The following is a 266-nucleotide window of genomic DNA, read 5'->3' as shown; positions in this document are numbered from 1 at the left end:
AGAGGCAAAAGCTCAAGCTGAAGCTGAAGCAAGAGCAAAGGCAGAAGCTACATCAAAAGCTCAAGTGGAAGCAGAAACTCAAACTCAAGGGAAAATAAATAATCAAGAAGATACACAAAGCACAAATGAAACTGAAATAATAATAGATATTCCAACACCATATATTCCAACGAGGATAGAGAATCCCTATTTCAATTGATGTTATGCTTACTTAGAATCCTTAGAGGGTTAAGGAAGTATCTTTAATTAAGGATATATTTACCATG

The 266-nt window shown here is 34.6% G+C and carries 1 protein-coding gene; it reads left to right on the top strand.

The window, feature by feature from the left end; all coding sequences use genetic code 11:
• Positions 1 to 199: hypothetical protein (locus B2671_RS10130; RefSeq protein ID WP_346870302.1), on the top strand; the 199-nt coding region annotated here is incomplete at its 5' end.
• Positions 200 to 266: the final 67 nt, after the last annotated feature.

Origin of the sequence: Clostridium sp. UBA5119 (assembly GCF_002414285.1) — a bacterium.
GTDB lineage: Bacteria > Bacillota > Clostridia > Clostridiales > Clostridiaceae > Clostridium_J > Clostridium_J sulfidigenes.
The sequence above is the reverse complement of the archived record's forward strand: the minus strand, read 5'-3'. Positions and strand labels throughout refer to the sequence as shown.